Source organism: Gemmiger formicilis, from assembly GCF_024462815.1.
Taxonomy (GTDB): Bacteria; Bacillota; Clostridia; order Oscillospirales; family Ruminococcaceae; genus Gemmiger.
In genome coordinates this window covers 1-23039 of the sequence record NZ_JANGCG010000012.1, presented here as the reverse complement: position 1 = coordinate 23039, position 23039 = coordinate 1, and the positions used below count along the sequence as shown (strand labels likewise).

Here is a 23039-nt window from a genome sequence, read left to right as displayed (position 1 = left end):
GCTTACCCCTCCATCTTGACAACATCGCCCTCGGTGATGCCGTTCTCGTTGAAGCTGTCCACGCAGATATAATAGGTCTGTCCGGCCATCAGGGTCGAGAGGGTCACCTCGTCCGCGTCATAGACCAGCCAGCTATGGTAGAGCTTGTCGGGCGCGGTGCCGTAGCGCACGTTGCAGCCCTGCGCGTTGTCAAGGTGCTGCCAGCTGATTTTGCCGTCCAGCGCGTCCACACGCACGGCAGCGGCCTTGGCGGCGGCGGGGCGTGCGCCCGCACCGTTGCCGAACACCCGCAGCCCGCTGATGCGCAGCGTCTGGCCGTAGGGCAGGGCCCCGCCCATCACGCGGATGTACCGTGCGCGGATGCCGTCCGCATACGCATAGTAGCCGTTCGAGCACTCGCGGGCCACATCCTCGCGCAGCGTCCATGTCTCGCCGTCCAGACTGGTTTCCATCCGGTAGTGGCTGAGCTGGGGCCGCGTCTCGATGCGGCGGGTCTTGCGGTCATCGCCGTAGCTGTCGGCGGGGAAGTCCACCACCAGCTTTTCATCGGCCATATTGACCTGAATTGCGCGCACATCGCTCTCTGCGCCCAAGTCCACGCAGAGCCATTCGCCGGGCTTGTCGCTGCCTGCGCTCCACCAGTCGCGGCAGGTTTCATTTACCGCGTTGGCGGGGGCGCTGCCCTCGGCGGTGGAGGACGCCGTCACGGCCTTGCGGTAGCTCAACAGCATCCAGCACGGCTGCACAGCGGCGGCGTCAAACTTACCGGCGGGAATCTCGTGCGGGTAGTCGGCAAAATTCTGGTTGCAGAACAGCACGCCGTCCGCATCAAACCCGGCAGGGAAAAGCCCCACCCGGCGCTCAAAATCGTGGTTGACCGAAATGCGCATCGTGGCGGCGTGCCAGTAGTTGCCGTACTTGTCGGCAATCGTGCTGCCGTGGCCCGCGCCGGTCATAAAGCCGCCCGGCACGGCGGAGAAGGGATTGGACGTTTGCAGCGTGAAGGGCCCCAGCGGATCCTTGGCGGTGTACACGCCGTCCGCGTAGGTGTTGTACTGGGTGCCGGGGCAGGCGTACTGCAGATAGTACGTACCATCGTGCTTGGTCATAAACGCGCCCTCGATGTAGGGCTTGCCGATGGCGTTGTACATGGCGGTCAGCACCTCGGCGTTCAGGCCGGGCACCTGTGCCATCTGGGGCGGCAGCTCCAATTTGCCGGTGGCCTCGTTGTAGAACTGGTGCACGGATTTGTACAGCACGCTGGCCTCGCGGTCGACAATGCCGTTGTCGCCGGGGCGCTCATAGCCCAGCGCCTCCTCGCAGCCGGAAATCAGCGGCCGCTTCTCGCCAATCGGCTCCATCGTGGCGGGGTCAAGCTCCACGCCCCAGATGGGGGTGGTGTTGGAGCAGCCCCAGTAGAAGTAGACCCGGCCATCGTCATCGCAGAAGATATCGGGGTCCCAGAAATCAAACGAGCAGCTGACCTCGGTAAAGGGCTCGGTCAGCGGGTCGGCGGTGCGCAGAATCGGGCAGTTGCGGCCCTTGCGGCTGGCGCAGAAGTAGAGGTACTCGCCCACCTGGCGCACATCGGGTGCATAGTCATAAATCAGCAGATCCGGGTCGGCATGGAAATCCCAGTGCAGCAGATCGTCAGAGTACCAGAACCCCGCCGACATCGACACAAACAGGTAATATTTGCCCTTGAAGTACACCAGTGTCGGGTCAGCGCCCTCGCGGAAGCCGGCGATGCGCTCGCCCTCCTTCATATGCTGGTAGCGGTAGCCCAGATCCAGCGGGTTGCAGTAGGTTTTCATTGCGGATCCTCCTTCTGGATGCCCTGCAGAACGCGGTTCAGCTGCTTTATGCTCTCGACATCGGCACCGGCCTGCTTGAGCATACTCTCAATCGTCATGCGCTGCATGGCGCGCTGCATCATGGCAACCAGCGCGGGGTTGTCCTTGACGGCGGCGGCCACATCACCGCGGGCAGCAACGTTTTTCTCGTTCATCTTGTTCAGGATCGGCCCGACCGTGGCATCGGCCATCGCGGCGGCCATATTGTCCTTGATGCTCCAGCAGCTCTCGTCAATGTCGCCGTCAAACCAGTTGTTGACGATCTGGCGGTTCGGCATCGAGTAGTCCGGGTTCGGCTCGGCCACGCGGTTGACAAGAATCACGCTGCAATGGCCGTCGGCGCGGGCCTCAAAGGTGTGCTTGCCGGTGATGGGTGCCTTGAAAACAAACACCTTATCGCCCTTTTGCGTTTCCACCAGATGGCCGTCCTTGTAGAGGGACACCTCCGGCAGATTGGAGTAGACCTTGATTTCGGTCACGTCCTCGGCGCGGTCGACATAGCGGCTGCCGCAGATGTGGACAAACGGCTCCTTGCTCCAATAGGCCTTGTAGAGGTAGAAGGCGTCCTTCTTGATTTTGCGGTCAAAGGTCACAAGTCCCTTCTGGTTCTCGCCGTGCTTGCCGCCCTCGTCGCGGCCATCGGCGGCAAAGTCAAACATATTCCACACGTGGGTGGCCCACAGCCACGGGCGGTCGGCAATCATTTTTGCCATATGCTCGTGGTAGACACACTGATAGCTCTCGGTGTAGTCGCCCTTCTCGGGGGTGCTCGACTGGTAGGCCGGGTTGGCGTCCGCGCCGTACTCACTGAAGCCGATGCAGCGGTCGGGGTACTTGGCGTGGTACTCGTCAAAGAAATCATCGTTCTGGTCAAGGTCGCCCAGATACCAGCCGAAATAGAGGTTGTAGCTGTTCACATCAGGAATTTCCAGGATCGGGCTGGTGATTTCCAGCATAAAGACGTTTGCCATCGTGGTAAGGCGGGTCGGGTCCAGCCGGTGGGCCAGCTCGTTCAAGGCGCGGTGGTTCTCCAGCAGCTCCTCATTCACGGCGCTGGCGGCGGTAATCTCGTTGGAGAGCCCCCAGACCGCAATGCAGGGGTGGTTGTAGTTCTGGACGATCAGCTCCTCCATCTGGGTCAGCGTGTTGGCGCGGCCGTTCGTCATATGCATTGTGATGTAGGGGATCTCGGCCCAGATGACCACGCCCTTCTCGTCGCACAGGTCATAGAACGCCTGCGCGTGCTGGTAGTGGGCCAGGCGAATCGTGTTCGCGCCCATCTCCAGAATCAGCGCCATATCTTCTTCCATCATCTCGCGGGTGATGGCATTGCCCGCGCCCTTGCGGTCCTGATGGCGGGAGACGCCGCGCAGGGGATAGGGGCGGCCGTTCAAAATAAAGCCCTTCTGCGGGTCGATCTCAAACTTGCGGCAGCCGAAGCGTGCAGTCTCGCTCTCGCCGTTTTCCAGCTGTGCGGTGACGGTGTAGAGGTAGGGGTCGTCGAGGCCGTCCCACAGGCGGGCGTGCTCCAGCGTGAACACGGCCTTGGCGGTGCCGTTCTCCACCGCGGCGGTGGTCTGCTGGCCGTCCAGCGTGAAGGTCACGCTTTCGGCACCTACCACAGCGGCCTCCACCGTGACCTCACAGCGGCGGGCGGCAAGGTCGGTGACGATGGGCGTCACCTTGACGGGCACAGCGCCGTTTGCGGCAAGGGCAAAGTGGGCGGCGGGCACAATATGCAGCGTTACATCGCGGTAAATGCCGCCGTAGAAGGTGAAATCCGCCTTCTGCGGGTAGACCGTGTCATTGTCGCTGTTGTCCACCGTGACGGTCAGTATATTGTTGCTGGGGCGCAGGGCGTCGGTAATGTCCACGCGGAAGGTGGAGTAGCCGCCCTTGTGCTCGGCCAGCTTCTCTCCGTTCAGGCTGACCACGGCGGTCATGGCCGCGCCGTCAAACTGCAGCACGGCGCGCCCGCCGGCCGGAACCTCCGGCGCGGTGAGGGTCTTGGTGTAGTGGCAGGTGCCGCGGTAGTAATCGTTGCCGCCGTCCTGCCCATCCACGGCGTTCCAGGTGTGGGGCAGGGTGACGGTCTCGTCGTGACCGTCTTTAGAAAAAATCCAATCCTGATTCAGTAAAATGGTCTTGCTCATAAAATGACTCCTTGTGTGGTTTTAACCGCAAAGAGCCGAAAGGGTTTGCAGCCCTTTCGGCTTTTGTGGGGTGGGCTTACTGAAGCTGTTCTTTAAAGAATTCAGACTGGGCAGCAGCCTTCTTCTCGGCAATGCGCTTCTGGACGTTGACCATCTCCTCCTTGGTCAGCGGGCAGCTGCGCATGGCAATCAGCGTAATGATCCAGCCGATGATAGGCAGACCAAACTTGAGAACCATAGCCATCCAGAAGATAGCGGGGGTGCAAGGGTCGGTGGGCTGGGGCATCGTGGCGGTGTAGCCCAGCAGCGCAACAGCACCGGTGGCGATCACGGCGGCAAAAGAGGTGATGAGTTTATCGACCAGGCTGTAGGTGCCGGAGACAACGGCGGGAATGTAGCGGCCGCTGCGGTCCAGCTCAAAGTCGATGGCATCGGCCATGTACGAGGTGTTGGAGGTGGTGATGCACATATTGGAGCCGTTCTGCAGCAGAGACAGAAGGACATAGATAATCATGGCGGGGCTGCCCATGACACCGATCTGTTTGGGGTCAATGACAATGAAGAACACGACCATAACAGCGGTGATGACCATGCTGATGCAGGTGAAATTGACAATGCCCTTTTTGCTGCCGTGCTTGCCGACATACTTGGCACCGAAAGCGGCGAAGAAGATGGACGGCACCATGCTGATGACCGTCAGGATCGTGCCAAGAGCTATATTGCCGATGATAATGCCGCCGAGAATTGTGTTGATGATGGCCTGGCTGCCGACCTGCTGAGCCAGCTTGTCGGATGCGTTGGACGCAATGTAGCACTGCAGCGGCTTGTTGTGCTTGAGGACCTCGACAATATCGGCCATCTTCAGCGGTTCGGTTTTCTTGGTGCCGACAAAGGTTTCTGGCTTATCATAGCTGGAAACGCCGAGGCATACCAGCAGGGTGCCGATGGCGGCCACGATCAGGGTGATATTGCAGGCAGAGGTCAGAAATGCCTGATTATAGGTGCCGCCGCACTTGGGCAGCAGGACGACGTTGAGCACCATGGACATAACCATCGGCACCAGATAGTTGAATGCGGTCGTCCAGACGCCGAGGGTCGGGCGCTGGCGCGGGTCATTCGTCATAATGGCGGGAATCGTCTGCGCCGTCATATTGGTGGTGGTGTAGCCGATGACGTAGACCACGTACAGCAGCGTGAACGTGACCAGCCCCATCCCCTTGGAGGAGAAGCCGGTGAACATTCCGTACAGGGCGAGCGCTTCAATCAGGTAGCCAGCGATCAGCAGCACACGCAGCTTGCCGAACTTGGTGTTGACGCGGTCATACACAAAGGCCAGCAGCGGGTCGGTGATGCCGTCCAGAATACGGGTGCAGGTCAGGATGATGCCAACCGCGGCGGTGGTAATGCCGTAGCCGATGCTGGCCGAATAGCTGGCCATACCGATGAGCGAGTAGACGCTCATACCGACCAGCGCGTTGCAGGCGTAGCAGATGATTTGCCATGTTTTGGCGCGGCGGTATTGCACGCCGTCAACTTCTGAGGCAGTGGGTTTCTTTTTGAACATATTGTTTTCCTCCTGTAAAAATCCGCAGTGGGCTTTCGTACTGACTTTACTATACCAGCTTCCGCAGGATTGTACAGGGTAAAAACCAATAACCGCGTACAAAAATTCGTGGCATTTTACCTCTGTAATGAATTTTTACCCTCTTTTGTGAATTTGTGCGCTTACAAACTGCCCCCGCTGTGCTATGCTGTAAGCACAGAAACCAGAGCCCTGCGCCCGCCGGACGATACCGGCCCGCATGGCTCTTGCAGCAGCAAACCGCGTATTTTATAAGAAGGAGAACCACCATGCAGAAATTTGAAAAAGGCTTTTTTGTCGGTGCGGCCACGGCCGCCCATCAGGTGGAAGGCAACAACCTCCACAGCGATTACTGGGCGCAGGAGCAGCTGCCCCACTCGAGCTTCGCCGAGCCCAGCGGCCTTGCCTGTGACCATTATAATCGGTACGAGGAGGACATTCAACTGCTGGCCGATGCCGGTCTGAACGCCTACCGCTTCTCCATCGAGTGGGCGCGCATCGAGCCGGAGGAGGGAAAGTTTGACCCCACCGAAATCGAGCATTACCGCAAGGTGATCGCCTGCTGTAAGGCGCACGGCGTTGAGCCGGTGGTGACGCTGCTCCACTTCACCAGCCCCAAGTGGCTGATTTGCAAGGGCGGCTGGGAGGCCGAGAGCACGGTTGCCTACTTTAAAAGGTACGTCACCTACGTGATGGAGCAGCTGGGCAGTGCGCTGCACTATGTCTGCACCATCAACGAGGCCAATATGGGCCTGCAGCTGGCCGCTATCTCCAAGCGGTTCCGCCTGATGGCCGAGCAGGCCGCCAAGGCCGCCGCTGCCAGCGGCAAGTCTGCCGAGGGCAGTGTACAGGTGGGTATGAACTTCCAGAAGATGATGGAGAATATGAAGTTTGCCGCCGCCGAGAACGCCGCAGTGTTCGGTGACCCGCAGCCGAAAATCTTCGTCAGCGAGCGCACGCCCGAGGGCGATTTGCTGGTGATGCGCGCCCACAGGGCGGCCAAGGAGGCCATCAAGGCGGTCTGCCCCGATGTGAAGGTCGGCCTGACGCTCTCCCTGCACGATTTGCAGGCCCAGCCGGGCGGCGAGGCATTTGCCGCCGCCGCGTGGGAGGAGGAGTTTACCCACTATCTGCCGTACATTCAGGATGACGATTTCCTCGGTGTGCAGAACTACACCCGCACGCTCTACGGCCCCACCGGCCAGCTGCCCGCGCCCGAGGGTGCCGAGCTGACCCAGATGAACTACGAAGTTTACCCGCAGGCGCTGGAAAACGTGATCCGCAAGGTGGCGCAAGCGTTCCACGGTGATTTGATGGTGACCGAGAACGGCATTGCCACGGCGGACGATACCCGCCGCGTGGCCTTTATCGAGCAGGCGCTGGCAGGCGTGCAGCGCTGCATTGCCGACGGCCTGCCGGTGAAGGGCTACTTCCATTGGAGCCTGATGGACAACTTTGAGTGGCAGAAGGGCTTTGCCATGAACTTTGGCCTGATTGCCGTTGACCGCACCACCATGGCCCGCACCCCCAAACCCAGCCTGGCCGTCCTTGGCAGCGCCGCGCAATAAGAAGGCCTACCCAAACAATGCAGCGCCGTAGGGGCCGGGCATACCCGGCCCGGCCGTTACCGGGTCAACCACCCACCCAACATATTTATTATTTATTATTTATTATCTATTATTTGCGCAAACCGTATGCTATACTATCCCTGACGGAGGTGCACAAATGGAACCCTACGGCATGGATATTCTCAAAAACTCAACGCTCTTTTCCGAGCTCATCCAGTGCGGCGGCAGCGTCTACACCTGGTGCTATAACGCCGACGGTACCCTGCTGAAAAGCAACTGCCCCGATGAGGCGTTCCTCTCGGGCGCGTTCTCGGTGTTCGGCTGCGTGCAGCGGATGGTGGAATACGGCAGGGAACACGCCACGCCCATCACGCTGGGCACGGCGCTGGGTATGATGTGGGCTGCCGCCTTTGAAAAGGACGGTGATACGTTAAAGCACGCGTGGGTCATCGGCCCGGTGTTCTATCAGGATGTCTCGATGCGCGGCATTGAACAGGGGCTGGCCTACTACAGCCAGATGGAAATCAGTGTGGCGTGGACGATGCAGTTTTACGAAATCATCAAGAAGGTGCCGGCGCTGCAGAACACGATCCTCGACCGCTACACCCTGATGCTGCACTACTGCCTGACCGGCGAGCATCTGGCTGTCAGCGACATCAACAGCGAGTGTATGCCCCAGATACCCAACACGGTGCACAGCCCCGGGCATGACCGCCACAAGGTGTATATGGCGGAACAGGGCCTGCTGCAGATGGTGCGCACCGGGGATCTGAACTACCGGCAGGCGCTTTCGGCCAGTATGGGCATCAGCGCGGGCGTGCCGGTGCGCAGTGACGATGCCCTGCGCCAGAGCAAGACCAGCATCATCGTGTTCACCTCGCTGGTCTGCCGCGCCGCCATCGAGGGTGGGCTCTCGCCGGAGGAGGCCTACGCGCTGGGCGACAACTACATCCAGACCGCGGAATCCGCCCACACGCTGGACGAGCTGAACCCGCTTTCCCATATGATGTACGATGATTTCATCCGGCGCGTCCATAAATGCCGCACCAACCCCAAGCTCAGCCAACAGGTGCAGAAGTGCGTGGACTACATCGAGATGCACCTCGATGAGAAGATCCGCGCCGCGGACCTTGCCGCGCTGGTGGGCTACACCGAGTATTACCTGACCCACAAGTTCAAGGAGGAAACCGGCCTGAGCGTGACCGACTACGCCAAGTTTGCCAAAATAGAACGTGCCAAGGTGCTTTTAAAGAGCACCGACCAGAGCATACAGGACATCGCCGCCGCGCTGTCCTTCAGCACGCGCAACTATTTCAGCCGCGTCTTTCAGGACGTCACCGGCCAGACCCCCATGGAATACCGCGAAAGATCCTGACCCAACGGTACAAGCCGCTGGCCCTATAACCGTGAATCCGACGCCCTGCCGGGCAGATAGCCCCGGCAGGACGCTTTTTTATTCGTCAAACCGCCGAAATTCACACGCCCCGTTTGGATAAAACAGAGAATCCACACAAACCCCCTTGCAGATTCCCGGCTTCCGGATTAGAATGGAAACCGGAAAGTAAGATTTGGTTTCCAAGGCATATGCCGTTTCCCATCCGCCACGCCGTCGGGGACGCCGCCCCTACGGTCCCAACCAAAGAGGTGCAAAAAATGGACGAAACACCTTCACAAACCGCCCTGCGTGAACGATTGCGGGCGGTCGGGATGGAGCTCTTCCGGCGCGAGGGACTGCGCTTCACGATGCAGGAAGCGGCACGCGCCATCCACATCAGCAAAAAAACCATCTACGCGGTCTACCCCTCCAAGGAGGCGCTGCTGCTCGATATGGTGGACGATGCCTTTGCGCATATCCACGCCCGCAAACAGGCCATTCTGGACGGCCCCGGCACGCTGACCGACAAGCTCCGCGCCGTCATCATCGCCCTGCCGGAGGAATACACCGCGCTGGATTTGCAGCAGATGGATTTGCTGGATGAAAAATACCCCCGCGTGGCCGCCCGCGTGCGCCAGCATCTGGAAACCGGCTGGGAGCCCACCCTCGCGCTGCTGCAGCAGGCGATGGAACAGAGCGTCATCCGCACCGTCTCGCTGCCGGTGCTGCAGCGGATGATTGCGGCCTCGATTGAGAGCTTCCTCGCCGACCGCACACTGGAGCAGCAGGGCATCCCCTACGCGAGGGCGCTGGACGAAATGATGGGTATACTGCTGGATGGGCTTCTGATTCGATGAACGCCGCCGGCTGACAAAGGGAGAATACATCATGGAACTGACAACCAGGCAAAAGGCCGCTTTTGGCATCGGCGCCGTGGGCAAGGATATGGTCTACGCCCTCTCGGCGTCTTACGTTATGTACTACTATCAGGACGTGCTCGGGCTTTCGGCCACCTTCGTGGGGCTGATTCTGATGATAGCACGTGTTTTTGACGCCTTCAATGACCCCTTTATGGGGGTGATTGTCGCCAAGACGCGCACCCGCTGGGGCCGCTTCCGGCCATGGATTTTCTCCGGCACGGTGCTCAACGCCGTGGTGCTCTACGCGCTGTTTGCCGCGCCGGTGCTTGCGGGCGCGGGGATGATGGTCTATTTCAGCGTCATCTACATCCTGTGGGGCGTCACCTACACGATGATGGACATTCCCTACTGGTCGATGATTCCCGCCGTGACCCGCACCCCCGCCGACCGCGAGAAGCTGTCGGTCATCGGCCGCACCTGCGCGGGCGTCGGCTCGGCGCTGATTGCCATGTTCACGATGCTGCTCGTCGGCGCGTTCGGCGGCGAGAGTGAGCGCGCAGGCTTCCGCTGGGTGGCGCTGCTCGTGGCCGTGATTTTCGTTGTGACCGAGACCCTCTGCTGCGCCAGCGTGCGCGAGACCAGCGGCAGCGAGATGAAAACCGCGACTGTGCGTGAAATGTTCAAGGCACTGTTCTCCAACGACCAGGCGCTTGTGGTGGTGGGCAGCATCGTTCTGATCAACTCGGCGCTCTACCTGACCTCCAACTTCGTGATTTACTTCTTTAAATATGACTTTGGCGGCGTGGGCTGGAAGGCCAGCTACACGCTGTTCTCGACGATTGGCGGCGCGGCGCAGATTCTGGGTATGATGGTGCTCTACCCGCTGCTGCGCAAAAAGCTCAACAATACGCAAGTTTTTACCGCCAGCCTTGTGGCCGCGCTGGGCGGCTATGCCGTGCTGCTGGTGATGTGCCTGACCGGCTTCTCCGGCAGTCTGGCGCTGCTCTGCATCCCCGGCGTGGTGGTGTTTGCCTGCAATGGTATGCTCAGCGTGCTGACCACGCTGTTTTTGTCCAACAGCGTGGATTATGGCCAGCGCAAGACCGGCCGGCGCGAGGAGAGCGTGATTTTCTCGATGCAGACCTTCGTGGTCAAGGCCGCGTCCGGCGTGGCCGTGTTCCTGACCGGCATCGGGCTGGATTTGATTGGTCTGGCGGGCAACACCGACGAGACCGGCCCCATTGCCGCGCAGAGCGCCTCGACCCTGCTGGGCCTGCGGCTGATGATGACCGTGCTGCCGATGGTGGTGCTGGCCGCCGCGCTGGTGCTCTTCCGCCGCAAGTTCACCCTGACCGATGCGCGCGCCGCTGAAATCAGCGCCGAGCTGCACGCCAAGACAGAAAAGGAGAAAACCTACCATGGCTGAGCTGCACTGGCACGCCGCCACAACGGCGGGTAATTATGACGATAAAGCGACGATTCCGGCAGGGCAGGGGGCTTTGCACCTGACTGCAGCGCTGCCAGCCGGTACGCTTGAAAACGCCGCCGCCACCCTGCCGTGGGCGATGGCGGAGGGCGAAAAGCTGTTTATGAACGGCTACCAGACATGGACAGAGTGCCCCGAATTGTCAAAATGGGACAAACAGCGCGGCACCGACCGCATCCCCAAGCTCCTGTTGGACAAGTACGCCTTTGACCGCTACGGCGACTACCATTTTGTGCGCTACAGCAAGCAAAAGGGCTGCAGCCACGGCTTTTCCTACTGCTATTTCCGGCGCGGGGCGCACTACCGCCTTGTGGCCAGCCTTGATGAGACACCCGGCTACACGATTTTCTACTATGACGCCAAGGCCGCGGTGCTGCGCATCGAGCGCGACTGCGCCGGGGTGCGCCACAACGGCGGCGCGTTTGCCGCGTTTGACCTCTTTTTTGCCGAGGGCACCGAGGACGAGGTCTTTGACGCGTGGTTTGCGGCGCTGGGCTGCCGGGCGCGCACCGGCAAGAAGCTGGCGGGCTATTCCAGCTGGTACAACCGCTATCAGAACATTGACGAGGCGGGCATCCGGCAGGATTTGGACGGCTGTAAGTCACTTTTTAAGCCGGGGGATTTGTTCCAGATTGACGATGGCTGGGAGCCGAAGGTCGGCGACTGGCTCGAAACCGACCCCGCCAAGTTCCCGCACGGCCTGCGCGGGCTGGCGGATGCCGCCCACGCGGACGGCTTTCTGGCCGGGCTCTGGCTGGCACCGTTCGTCTGCGAGAAGGAGTCGGCGCTCTACCGCGACCACCCTGACTGGCTGCTGCAGGTCAACGGCGCGCCGTGGTGCTGCGGCGGCGGCTGGAGCAGCTCCTACGCGCTGGACATTGACAACCCCGCGGTGCTGGACTACCTGAAGCGGGTGTTCGACCGCGTGCTGAACGAGTGGGGCTTTGACCTTGTCAAGCTGGACTTTTTGTACGGCGCAGCGCCGTTTGGCAACGAGCGCGAGTCCCGCGCCGCCCGGATGCAGCGGGCGATGGCGCTGCTGCGCGACTGGTGCGGCGACAAGCTGATACTGGGCTGCGGCGTGCCGGTTATGCCCGCGTTCGGCGTGGTGGACTACTGCCGCATCGGCTGCGATGTGGGGCTGGACTGGGACGATGTGTGGTATATGCGGCTCTTCCACCGGGAGCGTATCTCGACCCGGCAGAGCATCGGCAACACGATTTTCCGCCGCCAGCTCAACGGCCGCGCCTACGGCAGCGACCCGGATGTGTTTTTCCTGCGCGCGGAGAACTGCAAGCTGACCGCCGCGCAGAAAACCGCCCTTGCCACGGTGAACGCGCTGTTCAGCGGCATCCTGCTGACCTCCGACGACCCCGGCCGCTACACCCCCGCCATGCGCCAACAGTACGCCGCCGTGCGCGATATAGCCGAGAATGCACAGGATGTACAGGTCAACGCGGATGCCGGGAATGGCGCGGTTGAGATTGGGTATACCCTCAACGGACAGCGGCACAGTATCCGGGTCGGTTGACCCCGCCCCTACGGTTTGCGGGATGGTACAAAAGTTGGACGCAATAAATTCCCCTATTATATATGTATTTTTTTCGTTCAACTTTTTGCACAAAAAAACACATAGAATTTTGGTTAAAAAATTGAACGAAAAAAATTATAATGATAATAGAGAGTTTTTTTCATCCAACTTTTATCTGCTGTGTGGAAGTGCCCGGCAATAACCACCAATCTTTTCGTGTGGCACCGCCGCCTGTTTGCATATGCTTCAACCCCAGCTGCCTTGCCGCATACTGCAACGTGCGCATCTGATACCCCTTCTCCTCGCACAGCTGCCTCACCTCATCGGCGGTGACCCAGCCGCGGGGGTGCAGCAGCGCCAACAAATCCTCGGCAGCGCGGCTGCCGGTGGGCCGCCCGACACTGCGGGCCGTGGCGCGGATGATTTCATTCGCGGTCAAATCACAGGTGTCCAGCAGCTGCACGCCGCTGTCACCCACACGGTAGCGGCGGCTTGCGCCCGGCTCACCCAAAGAGTTCTTGGCGTGGGCAAACACACGCACCTCGGGGTCATCGGGGTCGCGGCCCACAATCACAATACTGCGCGCCGCATTGCGAAAATCACTTGAGCCCAGCAGCCTGTCCAGCGCATCCGCGTTGGTGGCGCTGGGCTTTGCCATATGGCTGACCAGCACCACCGCGCAGTTGTACCGCTGCGCAAACCGGCCCAGCCAGTCCAGCACGGGGCGCACCTCGTTGGCCTTGTTCATCTCCACCCCCGCGCCTAGGTAGCTCTGTATCGGGTCAAAAATCACCAACTTGGGCGGCACCAGCAGCGCCGCCGACTCAATGCGGGCATCGTCCAGCGTCAGGCCGGACGCTCTCTCGTCAAAGCGCTGGATGGCCACCCGCGTCTGGTCGGCGCCCAGCGCCTCCAACCGGGGCTGCAGCACGATGGCGGGGTCGTTCTCCTGCGTGAAGTAGTAGACCGCGCCGGGCTCCTCCGGCATAAAACTGTGGCTGACCCGCGCCGCCCAGTGCAGCGCCAGCCACGTTTTACCCACGCCCGACACGCCGCCCAGCACGGTCAGCATCCCCTTGGGCAGATAGGGCGGGATGAGGTACTCGGCCTTTTTGGGCTTCACGTCCGAGACGAATTGCAGCACGGTCATAGCGGCCTTCTCGCGGCGCTCGTAGGCGTAGACGGCCTCGGCAAAGAGCGCGGGGTCAGATTCATACATACCACCGTTGGTTTTGTGCCAGCTGGCGATTTCCTCGGCAGTTTTGCCGGCGCGCTGGCTGATGCTTTCCACCATGCCGAACCGCTGGCAGACCTCGTCCGGGCCGCAGCCGTCCACGCAGAACAGGTACGCCTTGGGCGTCAGCAGCCAGCCGGGCTCCTGCAGAACCAGCCATTTTTCAAATTTTTCCAGCGAAATCCGGGGCTTTGGGGTTTGGTTTTGTTCGCTCATAGAACCTCCTTGTTGTAATTTGACGTTATATAACCACTTAAGGTTGTATCTAATTGTACACGAAAGCTCTGTGAAATACAATGAAATTTTGCGAAATGTTTGGGAAATTTACTGAAAAAATAATAGATAATAAATAGTTTGGGTGGGTGGCGAACCGGGGGAAGGAGGCGGCGTGAGGTTGCGGCGGGATGGGGTCATCCCGCCCTACAGTCTCCTGGAATAGTGCGGTAGGGGCGGGGATGAAGTCACCTTCAAAAAATTCCAAATTTCGTGCAAAAATTTACACACATTTACGGCGAAATGTGGTTTAATATAGGTATACGAAGCCGTTTCAGTGAAAGGATGCGCATTATGGTTCGTTCGACTCTGCGGGCGGCAGCATTTTCCGCGGTGCTGCTGTCGGTCTCTGTGTTCGCCCCGGCTGCTTTTGCGGACAGCGACGCCGGGTATACCTATACCATCGGCGCGGATGGTACCGCCGTTATCACCGGCTATGACGGCGCTGACACCGCGCTGGTACTGCCCGAAAAGCTGGGCGGCGCGGCGGTGACCAAAATCGGCGAGAGCGCCTTTGCCCAAAACCAGAGCCTGACCGCCGTCACCATCCCGGACGGCGTGACCGAAATCGGCGATTTCGCCTTCAACGACTGCACCGGCCTGACCACGGTCAGCCTGCCGGGCAGCCTTGTCACGGTGGGCGAGGGCGCGTTCTTCAGCTGCGCCCGGCTGGAGACGGTGGAACTGCCGGACAGCGTAAAAAGCCTTGGCGACAGCGCCTTCTACTGCTGCCGCGCGCTCACCTCCATCACCATCCCCGACAGCGTGACCCAAATGGGCATCCACGCCTTCTCGGAGTGTGCGGCGCTGACCAGCGCCACCATCGGCAAGGGGCTGACCACGCTGCCCGCGCAGACCTTTTACGGCTGCACCGAGCTTGCAAGCGTCACCCTGCCCGACACGATGACCGCCATCGGCGACCGCGCCTTTGTGAACTGCGGGATGAAAACCATCGCGCTGCCCAGCAAGCTCACCAGCATCGGCGACTATGCGTTCCTGCACAGCAGCCTGAACAAGGCCGAGCTGCGCTGCGCCGCCATTGGCGAGGGCGCGTTTGCGGAGAGCGGCCTGACGGAGGTCACGCTCGGCGAGGGCGTTACAACGATTGGCAAGCGGGCGTTTGCGGGGCTGACGCTGGACGAGCTGAACATCCCGGCATCGGTCACGAAAATCGGCTTGCCGCTGAATGACGTGAGCACGATGGGCGGCGGCCTTGCGGCCTACACCGTGGCCGCGGGCAACACGGCCTACACCGCCGTGGACGGCGCGCTGTACACGAAGGATGGAACTGCGCTGCTGAGCGTCCCGGCGATGTGGGGCGCACCCGCGGGCGAACCGGAAACGCCTGCAGCGCTTGACGAGGACGGCGGCTCCAGCGCGGACCCGGTGGTGTTTACCGTGCCGGAAGGCGTGACAAAAATTGCCGATAATGCGTTCTTTGAAGCAAGCTATATTACGGAAATTCAGCTGCCGGACAGCGTGAAGGAAATCGGCAGCCGGGCCTTTGCCATGTGCAGCGGCCTGCAAAGCATCAACATTCCGCAGGGCGTGACCGTGCTCAAAGCCGGGACGTTCCGGGGCTGCCGGGCGCTTTCCACTGTGGCCCTGACCGAGGGCCTGCGCACGATTAAGGACGGCGCGTTTGCCTCCTGCAGTGCGCTGGAAACGCTGGCGCTGCCGGACACCGTGACCAGCCTTACCGCTGCGGCCTTTGCCGGGTGCGGGCAGGGCATCACGCTGACGCTGAAGCCCACCAACCCGCACTACACCTGGGCGGACGGCGCGCTGTACGCCGACGATGACAAGACGCTGGTGGCGTATCTGGGCGGGGCGGAGGCCTTCACCGTGCCGAGCGGCGTGACCAAAATCGGCCCGCACGCCATCGTCAACACCGCTACCAAAACGGTGACGCTGCCCGACAGCGTGACCACGCTGGGCAAGCGTGCGGTGGGCTATGGCGATGATATGGGCGAGGAAAAGCACACCGAGGGGTTCTCGCTCCGTGCGGGGGCCGACAACACGGCCGTGCTGGACTACGCGCTGCAGAACGAGGTGGCCTGCTTTACCGGCGAGCCGCAGGCCAGCGCGGCGGCGTTCCGCCTGCAGGCGGGGGAGAGCGCCGATTTTACCGTGGCCAACGCCCCGGCAAAGCTGGTGCAGTATGCGTCCTCTGACAACACGGTGGCAACCGTGAGCGGCAGCGGCACCATCACCGCCGTGGCCAACGGCACCGCCGAGATTTATGCCGTGGTCGGGCAGCGGTATTTTGTTGCCACGGTCACAGTCAGCGGCGGCAGCGCGCCCAAAGCGCCGTACGCCGACTACCGCACCTTTGCCGACAACGCCGCGATTGACACGTGGCTGCCGCTGTATCAGGCGTTCAACAGCGGGTTCTCGCTGGTGGCGGAGGACAACCCCAACATTGTGAACTATTCCGCGCACAATTATGCGTACATACTGGCCTGCCAGAACGAGAACAGCCGCTATAAACAGCGTGCCATCGCGGAATATGGCGTGGGCGGCTATGACCAGTTCAAGACCGTGGGCGAGAACCTGCACTGGGAGGCCGCCCGCTACACCCTGAGCGAGAACGTGGTTGGCTACAGCGGCACAAGCGACATCAGCGGCATTACCGGCGGCGGCAGCACGCTGGCAGATTTGCTGGGCTGTGTCGGCAACGAGGTCACGACCAAGGAATTTACGAGCACCGCGCTGCTGCACAGCTCGGCGGATGAGTTTGCAACCGGCGAGCACCCGATTATACTGGAATTTTATCTGCCGAAGGACTACCCGGGGGCTGCGTACATTGGCGGGATTTCAATCTACCCGAGCGAGACGGAGCTCTTTTTAAATGACGGTGTAACGTATAAAGTGGTGGATGCAGGCGTGCGCAGCTGCGAGCGGAAGGCCACGCCGGAGTGGTACCTGAAGCTGGAGGTGCAGGAAGTACCCGCGCCCACGGCAACCCCGACCCCGGCACCCACGGCCACGCCGACCCCGGCACCCACGGTTGCGCCGACGGCAACCCCTGTGCCGACGGCCACACCGGCCCCGACTGCGACGCCCGCGCCCACGCCGGATGACAGCATATACTACACCTGCAAGCAGTGCGGCTACCACAACTGGACTGCCGTGGCAGACGGCTACCGCTGCGACCACTGCGGGGCGGTCACCACCGTGCAGCTCAGCGGCTACCCGAACGTCAAGGGCTACACCGACACCGCCGCGCTGGCCGCCACGCCCGCGCCTGCGGCTGGCTCTGCGGGCAGCACGGCAAGCCGCCCCACGGCCACCCCGCAGGCCACGCCGACCGCAGCCCCCACCGAAACACCCGCACCGACACCGACCGTGACCCCGGCACCGACCGCGACGCCCGCCGTTGAGCCGACCAAACCGGCCCGCACCGGGCTGCCGGTCTGGGGCATTGTGGCGATAGTTGCCGCCGCCTGCGGCATTGGCGGGCTGGTGGTTGTGAGGGTTGTTCTGCCACGGCGCAGGGAGAACAAGCATTATTATAGGCGGTAAGAGGGTGGCTGGCCGGTGAACGGCAGCCGCCCCCGGGGTATGCCCGGCCCGGGCTGCCCTAATTTCCGGGTATACCACCTGATTTATCTATCATTTGTTTTTTGACAAAATGACAAATTCTTGTTGTTATGGGGCAAAATTTGTGCTATACTGTCGAAAAGGGAGGCCCTGCGCCCTGAACCGCGGACCGACCGCAAAATAAAGAGGAGCGTGAATTCTATGTACGATTATCAGGCAATCATGGGTCTTTTCAGCACCTTCTGGCTGCTGGGCGTCATCTGGGTGGTGCTCAAGGTTGTTGCGGGGTGGCGGATTTTCGCCAAGGCGGGGCAGCCCGGCTGGGCATCCATTGTGCCGTTCTACAACAGCTACATTGAGTTCAAAATTTATTGGGGCAATGGCTGGCTTTTCCTTGTGCCGCTGGTGCTGAGCGTGGCCGCCGCCGGTATCCCGGTTTTTAGCACGCTGTTTACGCTTCTGGCCGCTATCATCGCCATTATCACAAAGTACCGCCAGTCGGTCGCCTTCGGGCAGGGCATCGGCTTCGCCATCGGCCTTGTCCTGCTGGACCCCATCTTCAATATGATTCTGGGCTTTGGCAGCTATGAGTATCTGGGCATCCCGAAGGATGGCTATTCCTATGATGAGCTGGTGGACAAGTACAACAACTACCGTGCCGCCCACCCGAAGCAGGAGATCACCTACGAGCAGCCCGCGCCGAGCAAGGACCACCCCAACGTGAGCTACGAGCAGCCGGATGCCCAGCCGCACGAGGGCCCGATTTACGCGCAGACCACCCAGCCGGAGGAGACCCCGACCACGGACAATAGCGATACTACGCCGCAGGCGTAAGCTGTGCGATAGCCGCAAGGTTCTCTCCCCCAGCCGCTGCGGCGGCAGCCCCCTCGCAGAGGTGGCCAAGGGGTGCGCGGCAGCTATTCTACTTCTGCACGATGGACAACAAAAAAGCTGTGCAGTACCAAAAACGGCGCTGCACAGCTTTTTTATGGAAGACAGGAAGAGAATGGTAAGGGAATTACTCGCCAAAAACCTTGCTATAGTCGGCCTTGAACTTCTCAATGCCGGCATCGGTCAGCGGGTGGTGGACCATCTGCTCGATGACCTTGTAGGGGACGGTGGCGATGTCCGCACCGGCCAGTGCGCAGTCCTGCACGTGGATGGGGTTGCGCACGCTGGCGGCGATAATCTGGGTTTCGATGTCAGGATAATTCAGGAAGATATCGTGGATGTTCTGAACCAGCTCGATGCCGGGCTGGGAGATGTCGTCAAGACGCCCTAAGAAGGGGCTGACGTAGGTGGCACCGGCGCGGGCGGCCAGCAGGGCCTGATTGGCGCTGAAAATCAGCGTGCAGTTGGTGGGGATGCCCTTGGCGGACAGCGCCTTGATGGCTTTGAGGCCCTCAACAGTCATAGGAATCTTGACAACCATATGCTTGGGGTCGAGCGCGTAGATGGCCTCGCCCTCCTTGACCATCGTCTCGGCGTCGGTGGTGGTGGCTTTGACCTCGCCGCTGATGGGGCCGTCCACGATGGTGGCGATTTCGGCCAGCGTCTCGGCGTAGTCGCGGCCTTCCTTGGCAATCAGGCTGGGGTTGGTGGTGACACCGGCAATCACGCCCATATCATTGGCCTTGCGGATTTCGGCAACGTTGGCAGTATCAATAAAGAATTTCATTGTATATCGTCCTTTCTTGAATGAATAGCAGCCGTTATTTCTGGCCGTAGTAGGCGTTGGGGCCATGCTTGCGCAAGTAGTGCTTGTCCTGCAGATACTGCGGGGCGGCAGCGGCGTTGGGGGCAATCTGCCGTGTCAGCAGGGCCATCTTGGCGACCTCCTCCAGCACAACCGCGTGGTAGACGGCCTGCGCGGCATCCTTGCCCCAGGTGAAGGGGCCGTGGCTGTGGCAGATGACCCCCGGCACGGCCACCGGGTCAATGCCGCGGCCGGTAAAGGTCTCTATAATGACCTTGCCGGTGTTTTTCTCGTAATCCTCGTCCAGCTCTTCTTTGGTCAGGTGGCGGGCGCAGGGGATGGGGCCGTAGAAGTAATCCGCGTGGGTGGTGCCGTAGCAGGGGATGTCCGCCCCGGCCTGCGCCCACGCCACCGCGTAGGGGCTGTGGGTGTGCACAATGCCGCCCAGCGTGGGGAACGCCTTGTAGAGCTCCAGATGGGTTTTGGTATCGCTGGAAGGGTTGAGCTCCCCCTCCACACGCTCGCCGTCAAGGCTCATCACAACGAGCTTTTCCGGCGTCAGTTCGTCATATTCCACACCGGACGGCTTGATGACCACGAGGCCCTTTTCGCGGTCGATGCCCGACACATTGCCCCAGGTAAAGGTCACAAGGCCGCGGCGGGGCAGCTCCATATTGGCCGCGTAGACCTGTTGTTTCAGTTCTTCCAGCATAGGGTGCCTCACTTCAGCTTCCACGCAAGGTCGGCCAGGAACAAATCGTGCTCCAGCGCCTCGGGGGTGGTGTCCTTGCCAATGTGGACAAACTCAATGTCCATCATGTTGGCCCAGTCGTGCATCTGCTCGGCGGTCACGTCATAGCTCAGCACCGTGTGGTGCGCGCCGCCCGCGGTGATCCAGCACTCCACGCCGGTGGTCAGGCTGGGCAGTGCCTTCCACATCACGCGGGCCACCGGCAGATTGGGCATGGGCAGGATGGGCTTGACGCACTCAATATCCTGGCAAATCAGGCGCAGGCGGCCGCCCATATCGATCAGGCTGACCACAATGGCCTTGCCGGGCTTGCCCTCAAACACAAGGCGGGCGGGGTCCTTCTCGTTCATACCGATGCCCAGCGGGTGGGTCTCGATGCGGGGACGCTCGGCCGCGCAGCAGGGGCAGACCTCCAGCATATGGGCACCCAGGCTGTACTCCGCGCCGGGCACCAGATTGTAGGTGTAGTCCTCCATAAAGAGCGAGCAGCCGTTGCCGCCCTCGCCCATGGCCTTCAGGATGGCGGTCATGGCGGCGACCTTCCAGTCGCCCTCGCCGCCGTAGCCGTAGCCCTGCGCCATCAGGTGCTGGCTGGCCAGACCGGGCAGCTGCTCCATACCGTACAAATCCTGGAAGGTGTTGCTGAACGCCTTGCAGCCCTCGCTGTCCAGCATCTTCTTAATGGCGATCTCCTCCCGCGCCTGATAGCGCACCGCGTCAAGGTTGTCGGTGGCAAAGTCATAGCTGGCGCGGTAGACCTCCATCAGGGCGTCGATCTCGGCGTCGGTGACCTCGTGCATCACCTTGACAAGGTCGCCCACGGCCCAGGTGTTGACCTGCCAGCCCAGCTTGGTCTGCACCTCGACCTTGTCGCCCTCGGTGACGGCAACCTCGCGCATATTGTCGCCGAAGCGCATCACTTTCAGCTCGCGGGAGACGGCCACGCCGACCGCGGTGCGCATCCAGCGGCCCAGACGCTTCTGGACGTCCGCATCCTGCCAGTAGCCGGCAATGATCTTGCGGGGCATACGCAGCCGGGCGGCGATGAACCCATGCTCGCGGTCGCCGTGCGCGGCCTGATTCAGGTTCATAAAGTCCATGTCGATCTCCTCGTTGGGGATTGCACGGTTGTACTGGGTGGCAAAATGGCAGTACGGCTTTTGCAGGCTGGCAAAGCCGTTGATCCACATCTTGGAAGGGCTGAAGGTGTGGCACCAGGTGATGATACCGGCGCAGTGGGGGTCATAGTTGGCCTCGCGCACCACATCGGCGATTTCCTTGTTGGTCTTGGCGGTGACCTTGTAGACCAGCTTGCAGGGCAGATTGCCGGAGGCGTTCAGCGCCCCGACCATCTCCGCCGCACGGTTGGCCACGGTTTCCAGCACCTCGGGGCCGTACAGCGACTGACTGCCAACCACAAACCAGAATTCATAGCTTTGCATTTCCATGGTTGCATCCTCCTACGTATGCCTTATTGCATCGCGTCCGCGGCGGCACGCTCCACCGCAAGACACCGGGTATACTGCTGTAAAAATGCGGCAAAACCGCGGCTGTCCGCTGCGTCAGGCTGCACGGTGCTGCCCTCGGCGTTGGCAAAGATGGCGTCGCGCAGATATTCCTCCAGCGTCTGCCCGGCCTGACGGTGCAGCCGGTAGCCGGCCAGCAGGGCCATACCCCACGGGCCGCCCTCACCGGCGGTCTGCATCACCGAGACCGGCACACCCAGCGCCCCGGCCAGCAGCTTCTGGCCCACCACAGGTACTTTGAACAGCCCGCCGTGGCCCAGCAGATCGTCCACCGTGACCCGCTCCTGCCCGAACAGAATGTCGAGGCCGATTTTCAGGGTGGCCATACAGGCGTAGAGCTGGGCGCGGGCAAAGTTGGCCAGCGTGAAGTCGGCATCGGGGCGGCGCACAAACAGGGGACGCCCCTCGGTCAGGCCGGTGACCGGCTCGCCGGAGAAGTAGTTGAAGCTGACAAGCCCGCCGCAGTCGGGGGCCCCGGCAAGGGCCTTCTGGTAGAACAGGGTGTACAGCTGGGTTTTGGTCAGCGTCACGCCCGCGGCCGCGGTCATCTCGCCCAGAAGGCTGACCCAGCCGTCCAAATCGGAGGTACAGGTGTTGCAGTGCACCATGGCCACCGGGCGGCCGTCCGGCGTGGTGACCATATCGATCTCGGGGTGCACCTGCTGCAGCGGGCGCTCCAGCACGACCATCGCAAACACGCTGGTGCCCGCGCTGACGTTGCCGGTGCGGGCAGCCACGCTGTTGGTGGCGGCCATACCGGTACCGGCGTCCCCCTCGGGCGGGCAGACCGGGATACCGGCGGGCAAATCGCCGGTGGGGTCCAGCAGCCGGGCACCCGCCTCGGTCAGGGAACCGGCTTCCTGCCCGGCGCAGAGCACCGTGGGCAGCAAATCGCGCAGATGATAGGGCAGGCCGTTCTGGGCAAGAAGCTCGTCAAAGGAGGCCAGCATGGCCGCGTCATAGTCGCAGCGGGCGCTGTCGATGGGAAAGACGCCGGAGGCATCGCCGATGCCCAGCACCTTCTTGCCGGTGAGCTGCCAGTGGACATAGCCCGCCAACGTGGTCAGGAAGGCAACGTCCCGGACGTGCTCCTCGCCGTTGAGGATGGCCTGATAGAGGTGGGCAATGCTCCACCGCTGCGGGATGTTGAAGTGGAAGCGCTCGGTCAGCGCCGTGGCGGCGGGCAGGGTGGTGGTGTTGCGCCATGTGCGGAACGCCGCCAGCTGGTGCCCGGCCTTGTCAAACGGCAGATAGCCGTGCATCATGGCCGAAACGCCCAGCGCGCCCACGGTCTGCAGCGGCTGGCCGTACCGGCTGCGGTAGTCGGCCTTCAGCTGGGCGTAGGCGTCCTGGATCCCGGCCCAGACATCGTCAAGGTGGTAGGTCCAGTAGCCGCCCTCCAGCCGGTTCTGCCAGTCATGGGCACCGCTGGCCAGCACGGTACCGTCCGGCGCGGCCAGCACCGCCTTGATGCGGGTGGAGCCGAGCTCAATGCCCAGTGAATTGGATTTTTGTTCAAATGTGTTCATTATGCCACCGCCTTTAGTAGGTAAGGCAATACCGCATAATTCTAAGTGCCGATACGGCGAGCGAGAAGTGCAAGCTGCT

15 protein-coding genes are annotated in these 23039 nt (G+C 61.5%); 7 read left to right on the top strand and 8 right to left on the bottom strand.

The features are described from left to right. Positions 1–2: 2 nt before the first annotated feature. From NE623_RS10535 to NE623_RS10525, 3 genes are all read right to left on the bottom strand, one after another. Positions 3–1814 (bottom strand): family 43 glycosylhydrolase, encoded by a 1812-nt coding sequence (locus NE623_RS10535; protein WP_256272403.1) that lies wholly within the window; start codon positions 1812–1814, stop codon positions 3–5. Continuing rightward, entirely contained in the window at positions 1811–4006 is a 2196-nt protein-coding gene (locus tag NE623_RS10530) for a glycoside hydrolase family 2 protein (protein ID WP_256272402.1), read from the bottom strand. The genes NE623_RS10535 and NE623_RS10530 overlap by 4 nt, the downstream gene beginning before the upstream one ends. Positions 4007–4082: 76 nt before the next feature. Next, positions 4083–5570 carry an MFS transporter gene (locus NE623_RS10525; protein WP_256272401.1) on the bottom strand — a complete coding sequence of 496 codons (1488 nt, stop codon included), beginning with the start codon at positions 5568–5570 and terminating at the stop codon, positions 4083–4085. A gap of 287 nt (positions 5571–5857) precedes the next feature. On the opposite strand from NE623_RS10525, the gene NE623_RS10520 reads away from it, so the two are divergent. The 5 genes from NE623_RS10520 (at position 5858) to NE623_RS10500 (ending at position 12408) form a co-directional block, all read left to right on the top strand. Continuing rightward, a complete protein-coding gene (locus tag NE623_RS10520) occupies positions 5858–7156 on the top strand; it encodes a glycoside hydrolase family 1 protein (RefSeq protein ID WP_256272400.1) in 1299 nt (432 codons plus the stop codon). A gap of 157 nt (positions 7157–7313) precedes the next feature. Continuing rightward, entirely contained in the window at positions 7314–8531 is a 1218-nt protein-coding gene (locus NE623_RS10515) for a helix-turn-helix domain-containing protein (protein ID WP_256272399.1), read from the top strand. A 278-nt stretch (positions 8532–8809) separates the two neighbouring features. After that, a complete protein-coding gene (locus tag NE623_RS10510; RefSeq protein WP_256272398.1) occupies positions 8810–9388 on the top strand; it encodes a TetR/AcrR family transcriptional regulator in 579 nt (192 codons plus the stop codon). 31 nt (positions 9389–9419) lie between these two features. Continuing rightward, the gene (locus tag NE623_RS10505; RefSeq protein ID WP_256272397.1) at positions 9420–10817 is read left to right on the top strand and encodes a glycoside-pentoside-hexuronide (GPH):cation symporter; all 1398 of its coding nucleotides are present in this window, start codon (positions 9420–9422) and stop codon (positions 10815–10817) included. After that, entirely contained in the window at positions 10810–12408 is a 1599-nt protein-coding gene (locus tag NE623_RS10500; RefSeq protein ID WP_256272396.1) for a glycoside hydrolase family 36 protein, read from the top strand. The genes NE623_RS10505 and NE623_RS10500 overlap by 8 nt, the downstream gene beginning before the upstream one ends. Before the next feature lie 160 nt (positions 12409–12568). Here the strand turns inward: NE623_RS10500 and NE623_RS10495 are convergent, their stop codons facing one another. After that, positions 12569–13858 carry an AAA family ATPase gene (locus NE623_RS10495; RefSeq protein WP_256272395.1) on the bottom strand — a complete coding sequence of 430 codons (1290 nt, stop codon included), beginning with the start codon at positions 13856–13858 and terminating at the stop codon, positions 12569–12571. A 351-nt stretch (positions 13859–14209) separates the two neighbouring features. Between NE623_RS10495 and NE623_RS10490 the strand changes: the two genes are divergently transcribed. Then, a complete protein-coding gene (locus tag NE623_RS10490; RefSeq protein ID WP_256272394.1) occupies positions 14210–17440 on the top strand; it encodes a leucine-rich repeat protein in 3231 nt (1076 codons plus the stop codon). A gap of 219 nt (positions 17441–17659) precedes the next feature. Continuing rightward, entirely contained in the window at positions 17660–18292 is a 633-nt protein-coding gene (locus tag NE623_RS10485) for a DUF5684 domain-containing protein (RefSeq protein ID WP_256272393.1), read from the top strand. Between the two features lie 184 nt (positions 18293–18476). On the opposite strand, the gene fsa is transcribed toward NE623_RS10485, so the two are convergent. The 4 genes from fsa to NE623_RS10465 are packed head-to-tail and all read right to left on the bottom strand — an operon-like array spanning position 18477 to position 22960. Next, positions 18477–19136 carry a fructose-6-phosphate aldolase gene (gene fsa / locus NE623_RS10480; RefSeq protein ID WP_256272392.1) on the bottom strand — a complete coding sequence of 220 codons (660 nt, stop codon included), beginning with the start codon at positions 19134–19136 and terminating at the stop codon, positions 18477–18479. Between the two features lie 34 nt (positions 19137–19170). Then, on the bottom strand, positions 19171–19866 hold the full coding sequence (locus NE623_RS10475; RefSeq protein WP_256272391.1) for an L-ribulose-5-phosphate 4-epimerase: 696 nt from the start codon (positions 19864–19866) through the stop codon (positions 19171–19173). A gap of 8 nt (positions 19867–19874) precedes the next feature. Further along, positions 19875–21353 (bottom strand): L-arabinose isomerase, encoded by a 1479-nt coding sequence (gene araA, locus NE623_RS10470; protein ID WP_256272390.1) that lies wholly within the window; start codon positions 21351–21353, stop codon positions 19875–19877. Positions 21354–21376: 23 nt separating this feature from the next. Then, positions 21377–22960, bottom strand: coding sequence for a xylulokinase (locus NE623_RS10465; protein WP_256272389.1), 1584 nt, complete (start codon positions 22958–22960; stop codon positions 21377–21379). Positions 22961–23039: the final 79 nt, after the last annotated feature.

Excerpts from the sequence above, each read along its gene's own strand:
- NE623_RS10535 (WP_256272403.1), bottom strand. The coding sequence starts at position 1,814 with ATGAAAACCTACTGCAACCCGCTGGATCTGGGCTACCGCTACCAGCAT.
- NE623_RS10530 (WP_256272402.1), bottom strand. The coding sequence starts at position 4,006 with ATGAGCAAGACCATTTTACTGAATCAGGATTGGATTTTTTCTAAAGAC.
- NE623_RS10525 (WP_256272401.1), bottom strand. The coding sequence starts at position 5,570 with ATGTTCAAAAAGAAACCCACTGCCTCAGAAGTTGACGGCGTGCAATAC.
- NE623_RS10520 (WP_256272400.1), top strand. The coding sequence starts at position 5,858 with ATGCAGAAATTTGAAAAAGGCTTTTTTGTCGGTGCGGCCACGGCCGCC.
- NE623_RS10515 (WP_256272399.1), top strand. The coding sequence starts at position 7,314 with ATGGAACCCTACGGCATGGATATTCTCAAAAACTCAACGCTCTTTTCC.
- NE623_RS10510 (WP_256272398.1), top strand. The coding sequence starts at position 8,810 with ATGGACGAAACACCTTCACAAACCGCCCTGCGTGAACGATTGCGGGCG.
- NE623_RS10505 (WP_256272397.1), top strand. The coding sequence starts at position 9,420 with ATGGAACTGACAACCAGGCAAAAGGCCGCTTTTGGCATCGGCGCCGTG.
- NE623_RS10500 (WP_256272396.1), top strand. The coding sequence starts at position 10,810 with ATGGCTGAGCTGCACTGGCACGCCGCCACAACGGCGGGTAATTATGAC.
- NE623_RS10495 (WP_256272395.1), bottom strand. The coding sequence starts at position 13,858 with ATGAGCGAACAAAACCAAACCCCAAAGCCCCGGATTTCGCTGGAAAAA.
- NE623_RS10490 (WP_256272394.1), top strand. The coding sequence starts at position 14,210 with ATGGTTCGTTCGACTCTGCGGGCGGCAGCATTTTCCGCGGTGCTGCTG.
- NE623_RS10485 (WP_256272393.1), top strand. The coding sequence starts at position 17,660 with ATGTACGATTATCAGGCAATCATGGGTCTTTTCAGCACCTTCTGGCTG.
- fsa (WP_256272392.1), bottom strand. The coding sequence starts at position 19,136 with ATGAAATTCTTTATTGATACTGCCAACGTTGCCGAAATCCGCAAGGCC.
- NE623_RS10475 (WP_256272391.1), bottom strand. The coding sequence starts at position 19,866 with ATGCTGGAAGAACTGAAACAACAGGTCTACGCGGCCAATATGGAGCTG.
- araA (WP_256272390.1), bottom strand. The coding sequence starts at position 21,353 with ATGGAAATGCAAAGCTATGAATTCTGGTTTGTGGTTGGCAGTCAGTCG.
- NE623_RS10465 (WP_256272389.1), bottom strand. The coding sequence starts at position 22,960 with ATGAACACATTTGAACAAAAATCCAATTCACTGGGCATTGAGCTCGGC.